We start from the raw sequence: 8,136 nt of genomic DNA, 5'->3' as shown, positions 1-8,136 counted from the left end.
GGAGAGGAAAATCTCTTTTCGGGTCTGACGGCGCTTAGTGCTGAATTCACTATCGGCGAAGGTGAGTTGATGGCTCATGATGTCCCTCTGGGATGCGCTCCGGATGAACATGATGATCTCATATCAGGAACTTGTTCGCACCTTCCTTAGGTCTGGTTTCCTCCTTGAAGGCTTAGCGGGCGAGCAGGGGTTGGTCGCCAGGCAAGGGCGCACTGGCGGCATGGGGGGAGGGGCGTTGCTGAAACTGGCGCACCAGCCGCTCCAGTTCCCCGAGTTGCCGCACCAGCGCCACAACCCCCTGCACTGCATGCTGACTGCCCTGACTGGAGTCATCGGCGAGGCGCTTGATGTTCAGCACGCTGTGGTGGATGTCCTGGGTGACCAGGGATTGCTCCTGCACCGCCTGGGCTATCTGGTTGCTGCCGGCGGTCACCTGCAGCAGGCGATCGCTTATTTGCTGCAGCACGTCGCCGGTGGCGGAGGCCTTGAGGCGGCAACTGGCGGAGAGCTGCTCCCCCTGCGCCATGGCCTGCTGGGCATCGTCGGCGCTGGCCTGCAAGAGGCTTATCATCTGCTGGATCTCGCCGGTGGAGGATTGGGTCTTGATGGCCAGGGTGCGGATTTCGTCCGCCACCACCGAGAAGCCGCGACCGGACTCGCCCGCCCGGGCCGCCTCGATGGCCGCATTGAGGGCCAGCAGGTTGGTCTGGTTGGCGATGTTGTTGATGACGTCCAGGATGCCGTCGATGGCGCGGCACTGGCTGGCCAGCGCCTCTATCACGGCGCGGGAGGTGAGCAGCTCGCCGTGAACCCCTTCCACCGCCGCCACGGTATCGAGCACGCTGCGATTGCCCTCCCGAAACAGCACGGCGGTGTTGTCCAGGCTGTCCGAGGAGGCGCTCGAGCTGTGGGAGACTTCGCGAATGGACGCCGTCATCTCGGTGATGGCGGTCGCGACCTGGTTGGTCTGGGCCTGCTGTTGTTGCAGGTTGCCGGTGATGGACTCGGCATTGTTCAGATCCGTCTGCGCCGCCTGCACGATCTGCTGGCAGGTCTGCTGGGTGCGGGCCAGCACCGCATTGAACTCGGCCTGATTCATCTTCATGGCGAGCTCGACGGCAGCCAGACGATCGACCCGGCCGGTATACAGCAGTTGCATCAAGGGGTTGTCGAAACGGTGGCGGGCCAGGGTCTCCAGCCGGGCGAGGCGCCGGGAGAGGGTCTGGCAGATGACGAGCGCAACCACCAGGGGCAGGGCACCGATGAGCAGAGGCCAGCCCGGGCCGTGCTGATAGCCGAGGGTGACCAGGCTGGCCAGTAGTGCCATCAGGCAGAGGTGGATCCCCAGGGTGTGGCAGCAGGGGGGCAGGCGCAGGGCCCGGGGGGTCTTGCCGCGGCGCATCTCGTCATAGACCCGCTCCGCACGCTGCTTGATCGTGTCGTCCGGCGCCGTGCGCACCGACTGGTACTCCACCACCTTGCCGCTTGCGTCCTGAATGGGGGTGACGAAAGCGTTGACCCAGTAGTGATCCCCGTTCTTGCAGCGGTTCTTGACCGGGCCCATCCAGCTTTTGCCTTCCCGCAGATGGCGCCACATGTCGGCAAACGCCTGGGGCGGCATGTCGGGGTGGCGGACCAGGTTGTGAGGGGCCCCTTGCAGCTCCTCCAGGGTGAAGCCGGCTATCTGGCAGAACTCGTCGTTGGCATAGGTGATGCGGCTCTCCAGATCCGTGGTGGAGATCAGGTTCTGGTGCGACGGGTAGAGGCGCTCACGCTGGGTAACGGGTTGATTGACTCTCATGGTACTTCCTGCCTGACAGAGGAAAGAGCGTCTGGTTGCAATTCGTACACCAGAGTGCCCAAAAACGCTTAAATTGCGTTCTATATGTCTCTTTTGTGCTCAAAACCCGCAGAGGGGGGAACATGGCCCGGGCTCGCGTCTGCCCCTGCCGTCAGGATTCGCTTTTTGGGAGCCGTTTTGGCAATGGCGTGGCGGGTTTCGCAATTTGGCAAGGCGGGGCCTGGGCCTCCGCCAGCCTCAGGCGGGCAGATCCGGCTCGCTGACCGGGGCCGACATCTGGGTCTCTATCTGCAGGTGGGTGGAGAGCAGGGTCTTCAGATCCTGCAGGTACTCCTCCAGGGGGGGCTCGTCCAGCAGCAGGGCAAGCTCGTTGCCTACGGGGGTGAGCCGGTAATAGAGCAGGGTGAGGTTGCTCTGGCGTTGGCGCAGACGCCAGCGCTGGTTGCCAAAGGCCAGCTCGACCCCGTCGGCGGGCAGGGGACCGGATTCGAGCTCGCCACGGTGCAGCAGCCCGAGATCGCACAGCAGCAGCAGGGCGCTGTAGGGCACCCGGTATTTGCCGAGCCCCATTCGGGTGACCTTGGCGCGACTGAGCAGGCTGGCCCCCTTGTGCATGCCCAGCAGCAGACGCTGCTCGTCGCTGCCCTCGTAGTGGCAGGAGAGGGCGCAGATGCGCTGGAACAGCTGGGCTTCGCGCTGGGTCATCTCCTTGAGGGTGTTGAGGGCCCGGATGGAGAAGCGGCCCGGGGTCGCCACTTCCAGGGCGAAGATGCGGCCCCACAACTGCTGCATGGGGGTCATGCTGATGTCTTCGGCCAGTTGCAGGAAGCGGGTGAGCCAGTCGCTGTCTATCTCGCCGCCGGCGGCGGTCTCTTCGCAGTGGCGCGCGGCCATCACCATGATGGATTCCAGATTGCGCTGGCGGGTGGCCTGCTCCGCCAGCTGGCGGAAGGTGGCGCGCTGCTCGAAGGTGCTGTCGCTGTTGCGGGTGAGCATGCCATCGATGCCGCGGCTGCGGGCCAGGCGCAGGGTCTGCTCCTGGCTGCTCAGGATGGAACTCTCTTTCTTGGGGGGCAGGTCAGCCATGCTGGCTCCGTGATGGCAAGGTCTGGTAGTGAATGTTACTCCAACCAGATCCATGAACAATCCCTTTGCCGGGGTCGTCACGGGATAAAAAAATGGCCTCCTGGGGGAGGCCATCAGGGGCTCACTCTTCGTAGACGCTGACCTCGACCGCGTCCATGGAGTAGGAGGCGGTGGCCATCTCGTGGCTGGAGCTGACGGTGTGCATCTTGCCCTTGACCCAGATGGCGTCCCAGAGGTCATCCACCGGCGCTCCCTTGGGGTAGCTCACGTAGATCACCTGGTTGGTGGGCGGGGGCGGTACGTGAATGCAGGCGCCGAAGTAGGGGACCAGCAGGAAGGCGGTGATGGTCTTGGCATCCCCTTCCAGGGGCACCACGAACCCGGGGATCCGCACCTCCTGATTGTCCAGCTTCTTGTTGACGCCCCCCACCGGCTGCGGCACCGAGGAGAAGTCGCCATCATGGCTGACCTGGGGCGGTGGCAGCAGTTTTTCCCCCTCCGGGATGAGGATATCCCAGTCGATGGTCTTGTAATCTGCAGCCATGGCAGGCAGCACCAGCATGCTGGCCAGCAGCGCCACTATTTTCCACTTCATCATCTGTTCTTCTCTCTTGGTCGGATGCGTCGGGTCAGACGCGAATGCTCATGCCGTCGCTCAGGCTGTAGCGGTAAGCGCGGGCGGCAGGCAGCAGCCCGATCACCATGCCCGCCAGCCAGACCAGGCCCAGCAGTTGCCACTCATAGGCGCTCGGCAGACCCAGGCTCATTTGCAGGCCATAGTGGCTGAGCAGCCAGGGGCTAGCAAGCCCCTGACCGAGATAGAGCGCGGCCACCCCGAGGGCGATGCCCGCCGTGGTGAGCGCCATCGCCTCCAGCGCCAGCAGCAGGAAGAGGTGGGCAGGGCCCGCCCCCAGGGAGCGCAGAATGGCGAGCTCGCGGCGCCGTTCGTTGAGGCCGACGAGCAGGGTGGTCAGCATGCCGATGAGGCCCGCCACCACCACGAAGCCCGCGATCACCGACAGGGCGGTCTCCGCCACGCTCATCAGCCCCCAGAGCTCCTGCAGGGCGGCTCCCGGCAGGATGGCCATCAGGGGCTCCCTGGGATAGGTGTTGACGCTGCGCTGCAACTGGAACGCCAGGATCCGGTTGCTCAGCCCCACCATGAAGGCGGTGATGGTCTTGGGGGTGAGATCCAGCGCCATCGCCTGTTCCGGGGTCACGTTCTTGCTGTGACGACCGGTGTCCCAGCCCAGATGGATCGCCTCTATGCCCGCCAGCGGCACATGAATGGTGCGATCGATGGGGGTGCCGGTGGGGGCCAGGATCCCCACCACCTTGAACGGCATGTTGTCGTGCTGGCTGAACGAGGTGTTGCCGGCGCCATGGGCGATGACGATGGATTGATCCAGGTGATAGCCGAGCTTTTCGGCCACCTGGGCACCCAGCACCGCTTCAAACGGTGTTTCGAAGGGGCGACCTTCGCGCAGGACGAGCGCCTGCTGCTGGCCGTACTTCAGGTGGGTGAAGTAGTCCCCGTTGGTGCCGAGCACGCGAAACCCCTTGTGGGAGTCGCCAAGGGAGAGGGGGATGGTCCAGGCGATACCGGGCCTGGCCTTGATGGCCTGGTAGGAGTCCCAGCCCACGTTGTTGGTGGGGTTGCCGATGCGAAACACCGAATAGAGCAGCAGGTTCACCTGGCCGGAGCGGGCGCCGACGATGAGATCGGTGCCGGAGACGGTGTTGGCGAAGCTGTCCCGTGCCTGACTGCGCACCCGCTCCACCCCGAGCAGCAGGGTGACGCTGATGGCGACGGCCAGCAGGGTGAGCCCGGCGGTGAGGCGACGGGCCCAGAGACTTTGCAGGGCGAGTTTCAGCATGAAAGCCTCCGCAGTGAAGGGGAGATGGCCGGATGGGCTGCGAGATGATGGCGTGTGGTCATGCCGCCCTCCGGTTGAGCTGTTGCAGGTTCTCCACCCGGGGGAAGAGGGGCTCCAGATAGGGATCGTGACTGACGAAGACCAGGGTAGACCCCTGCTTGTCGCACTCCTCGAACAGCAGCCGGATGAAGGCGGCCCGGTTGTCGGTGTCCAGGGCCGAGGTGGGCTCGTCGGCTATCACCAGAGGAGGGGAGCCTATGAGGGCGCGGGCGGCGGCAACCCGCTGCTGCTGGCCGATGCTGAGGGCGTGGACGGGGCGATGGAGTGCCTCATCCGGCAGTTGCAGTTCTGCCAGCAGGCGGCGCGCCTCCTGCTCGGGGCTCCCTGCCAGGCGGGCCCGCTTGGCGGGTGAAAAGGTGAGGGCAGCGGTGACGTTGTCCTGCACCGAGAGAAACGGCAGCAGATTGAACTGCTGGAAGATGTACCCCAGATTGGCCGCCCGGAACTGGTCACGGGCGCGGCCGGAAAGCCGGGCCAGGGGCTGGCCCAGCACCTCCAGGGTGCCGTGGTTGGCGGTCTGGATGCCGGCCAGCAACCCGAGCAGGGTGGACTTGCCACAACCCGATGGGCCCTTGATGAAGACGCGCTCACCCTCGTGGATGCGAAGGGCGGGCAGATCGAGGACGGCTTCGTGACCCGGCCAGGCAAAGGCCAGATCACGGATCTCAACCACGGCATGTTTCATGGTGTTACCAGCCCAGTTTGTTGGCGGACGGAGTCAGTTCGGCGGCGGTCTGGCCGGTGGGCAGTATGCCCTGCACGCTCAGCTTCTCCAGGCTCGGGTAGAGGCTGAACAGGGTGGCCTCGAGACCGGTGAGCTTGGCCGGGGTAGCGCAGGTGTAGGTGTACATGGCCCCCATGTCCGCATGGCCCGCGTCGTCGTGATGGTGTTCATCGTGAGCGCCATCAGCCTTGTCGTGCTCGTGCTCGTGCTCGTGCTCGTGCTCGTGCTCATGGTCATGATCTTCCTTGGCTTCCTGCAGCTCTTGCTGGGTCAGCTTGCAGCCGGCGGCCGGGTCGAAACGGAAGAGGGCGTCGGGCTGCTGGAGGCGGGCCACCGCCTTGGCATACTGCGCTTTCTCCTCATCGGTGTTGGCGGCATGCTCGAAGCCCACCAGATCGGCGGCAGGGGCCTGCAACTCGATCATCAGCTGGTTGCCGTCGAGTACCAGGTTGAGGTGGCCGTGACCGTGCTCATGGGCACCGTGGCTGTGGCTTTCGTGTTCGTCGTGATTGGCCTGGGCGCCGAAGGCGGCAGCGGCCAGAAACAGGGTGACTGCTTTCATCGTTAATCCTTTTGAATAAATAGAGAAAAGATTGGTTCAAAAAAAGAAACAATGAAGGGGCGGCGGGGCGCGGATACGGCGATGTCCCGTGGTGCCGGTGGCCGCCCTCGGTTGGGGAGTGCCGATATACCGGTCGATGCCAGAGGAGAGGGGAGGGAGAACGGGGGTCGGCGTCAGTGCCAGCTTGCCATCCAGATGCAGGACGCAGAGGGTGCAGGCATGACCGTGATCGGGCAGGGCTGCTTCAAGAGGGTGCTGTGCCAGCGCCGGTTGCATCCACAACCAGCCCAGCAGCAACACCCAGATTGTCAGTGTGGAACGACCCATAGACCCTTGTGGAAAGGGCGCCATCAGCGCCCTTCTCTCTGATTCAGAGATGGGACTGGATGAGCCCCATCACCTTGGTTATCTCGGCGGCATCGAGCTGGCCATCTTTGGCAAACAGCACCTTGCCCTCTTTATCCAGCAGTATGATGGCCGAACTTTCCGGGGTAAGCGCCCAGGCGTTGCGGGCCATCCCCTTGGCATCCAGCACCATGGCGGACCAGGGGAACTCCTTCTTGCTGTCCTCGGCACTGCTCTTCACGAAACCGGACGTGCCCCAGATGGCGTCATTGCTGTTGATGATGGTGACGGTCTGGTACTTGTCGTGGGGCAGCTTGGCCGCCTTGATCGCCTCGATCATGGGGGCATTGAGCTCCTTGGCGCTGGAGCGACCCGCAATGTGCTGGATCAGGAAGACCTTGCCAGTCAGGACCTTGCTCTGCCAGGGCTGATAGCTGATCTCCTTCTCCTTGAGCACCAGCTCCCCCTTGTCGCTGATGTTGACCAGCGGCACCTGGGTTGATTCCTTGATGTTGTGGGCCATGACCAGGGTTGGCAGCAGCGCCAGAGTAAGCACGAGATGTTTCATCCGGATGACACTCCTTTGTGATGTTATAACGATTTTTGGGTCGAGGGAATGGGACCCTGAACATCCTAAACTGATCGGATCTGTTTAAAAGGTGTTAAATAATACAGGGTGCGACGGTGATCTTGTCAACATGGTCGCCATCCCCCCAATGACGGCGGCAAGGATGGCATGTCATCCATCAAAAGCAAGTGATGGTCAGAAGAGGCTAGTAGAGCGGTTCGCTGATCAAGGGAATCTGGGCCATGGTCATCTGCTGGGCCAGCAGGGGAGAACCGGTGAGCAGCACGTGGCGCTGATTGCCGATCACCAGGGTGTCTCCCTCAAGGCCGCTGTCGGCCGTGATGGCGAGCCAGGCCGGCGAGACGCTGCCGATGCTGATGTTCGGATAGATGATGCTGAGGCTGTACTGGGGCGCCAGCTCCGCCAGCAAACTGGCCATGAGCAGCGCCTTCTCGTCGCTGTCGGCCTTGTTGTCCTGCAGGGCCTGCAAGGGCGGAGCGAAGTGGTCCATTTGCTCGGGCGGGGTGGGGATGCCGCTCAGCCACTCCTGCAGCAGGGTGACGCTGGTGGCGAGATCCTTGGCCGAAAACTGCTGTGCCAGGGGTTTGAGGTCTCCCTTGAACTGATAGAACAGCTGGGAGTAGTTGGGGCGCACACAGGGCAGCTTCTGGTTGGCCGGGTGCACGCAGGGCTGGACCCGCATCTCGTAGAAGGCGTCCTCCTGATATTGCCGGTAGGCCTGCCAGAACTGGGCGGATTCGAGGCTGCTGTCGTGCAGGGTAAAGGCCTGTTCCAGGTTGCGGAACTTGGTGGCCGTCTCCGGGCTGTGCTGGTTGATCTGGTTGATGCTGTTGTAGAGGCGTGGACTGATGTAGGAGTAGAGTGTTTCCAGCGGGAAGTTGAGGGCGGTGTCGAGCTGTGTCATCTCGTGACGGCTGGCTGAAAAGGTGCGCTCATCTGCCGTCAATTGCAGGTGCTTTTGCTGACCATCCGCAGATTGCCACTGCCAGCTCAGGTTGATCTCGTTGGCCTGCGCCATGGTGCCGAAGAGCAGACTGCACAGAAAGCCTTGTGCCAGTTTCATGGTGCGCCTCCGCCTAGGTTGATAATAAA

The 8,136-nt window shown here is 63.3% G+C and carries 9 protein-coding genes; all 9 read right to left on the bottom strand.

What is annotated here, in order from left to right; translation table 11 throughout:
* Positions 1–172 precede the first annotated feature (172 nt).
* A complete protein-coding gene (locus J9892_RS05825; RefSeq protein WP_210538053.1) occupies positions 173–1,801 on the bottom strand; it encodes a PAS domain-containing methyl-accepting chemotaxis protein in 1,629 nt (542 codons plus the stop codon).
* Between the two features lie 237 nt (positions 1,802–2,038).
* On the bottom strand, positions 2,039–2,887 hold the full coding sequence (locus J9892_RS05820) for a TIGR03899 family protein (RefSeq protein ID WP_128343787.1): 849 nt from the start codon (positions 2,885–2,887) through the stop codon (positions 2,039–2,041).
* 121 nt (positions 2,888–3,008) lie between these two features.
* The gene (locus J9892_RS05815) at positions 3,009–3,485 is read right to left on the bottom strand and encodes a DUF3299 domain-containing protein (RefSeq protein ID WP_200163753.1); all 477 of its coding nucleotides are present in this window, start codon (positions 3,483–3,485) and stop codon (positions 3,009–3,011) included.
* A gap of 31 nt (positions 3,486–3,516) precedes the next feature.
* Positions 3,517–4,764 carry an ABC transporter permease gene (locus tag J9892_RS05810; RefSeq protein ID WP_200163752.1) on the bottom strand — a complete coding sequence of 416 codons (1,248 nt, stop codon included), beginning with the start codon at positions 4,762–4,764 and terminating at the stop codon, positions 3,517–3,519.
* 58 nt (positions 4,765–4,822) lie between these two features.
* The gene (locus J9892_RS05805) at positions 4,823–5,509 is read right to left on the bottom strand and encodes an ABC transporter ATP-binding protein (protein ID WP_139737276.1); all 687 of its coding nucleotides are present in this window, start codon (positions 5,507–5,509) and stop codon (positions 4,823–4,825) included.
* Between the two features lie 4 nt (positions 5,510–5,513).
* Entirely contained in the window at positions 5,514–6,110 is a 597-nt protein-coding gene (locus J9892_RS05800; RefSeq protein WP_210538052.1) for a DUF2796 domain-containing protein, read from the bottom strand.
* Positions 6,111–6,146: 36 nt separating this feature from the next.
* A complete protein-coding gene (locus J9892_RS05795; protein ID WP_080768013.1) occupies positions 6,147–6,437 on the bottom strand; it encodes a hypothetical protein in 291 nt (96 codons plus the stop codon).
* A gap of 43 nt (positions 6,438–6,480) precedes the next feature.
* Positions 6,481–7,023, bottom strand: a complete 543-nt coding sequence (locus J9892_RS05790; RefSeq protein ID WP_010675585.1) for a YtfJ family protein — start codon at positions 7,021–7,023, stop codon at positions 6,481–6,483.
* Between the two features lie 205 nt (positions 7,024–7,228).
* Complete coding sequence (locus J9892_RS05785; protein WP_010675584.1) at positions 7,229–8,107, bottom strand: hypothetical protein; 879 nt, start codon at positions 8,105–8,107, stop codon at positions 7,229–7,231.
* Positions 8,108–8,136 lie beyond the last annotated feature (29 nt).

This window comes from Aeromonas sp. Prich7-2, assembly GCF_017939255.1.
Taxonomy (GTDB): domain Bacteria; phylum Pseudomonadota; class Gammaproteobacteria; order Enterobacterales; family Aeromonadaceae; genus Aeromonas; species Aeromonas caviae.
This window is presented reverse-complemented; position numbering and strand designations above follow the sequence as displayed.

Coding starts and splice junctions, on each gene's coding strand:
- J9892_RS05820 (WP_128343787.1), bottom strand. CDS start 2,887: ATGGCTGACCTGCCCCCCAAGAAAGAGAGTTCCATCCTGAGCAGCCAG.
- J9892_RS05795 (WP_080768013.1), bottom strand. CDS start 6,437: ATGGGTCGTTCCACACTGACAATCTGGGTGTTGCTGCTGGGCTGGTTG.
- J9892_RS05800 (WP_210538052.1), bottom strand. CDS start 6,110: ATGAAAGCAGTCACCCTGTTTCTGGCCGCTGCCGCCTTCGGCGCCCAG.
- J9892_RS05810 (WP_200163752.1), bottom strand. CDS start 4,764: ATGCTGAAACTCGCCCTGCAAAGTCTCTGGGCCCGTCGCCTCACCGCC.
- J9892_RS05805 (WP_139737276.1), bottom strand. CDS start 5,509: ATGAAACATGCCGTGGTTGAGATCCGTGATCTGGCCTTTGCCTGGCCG.
- J9892_RS05790 (WP_010675585.1), bottom strand. CDS start 7,023: ATGAAACATCTCGTGCTTACTCTGGCGCTGCTGCCAACCCTGGTCATG.
- J9892_RS05825 (WP_210538053.1), bottom strand. CDS start 1,801: ATGAGAGTCAATCAACCCGTTACCCAGCGTGAGCGCCTCTACCCGTCG.
- J9892_RS05815 (WP_200163753.1), bottom strand. CDS start 3,485: ATGATGAAGTGGAAAATAGTGGCGCTGCTGGCCAGCATGCTGGTGCTG.
- J9892_RS05785 (WP_010675584.1), bottom strand. CDS start 8,107: ATGAAACTGGCACAAGGCTTTCTGTGCAGTCTGCTCTTCGGCACCATG.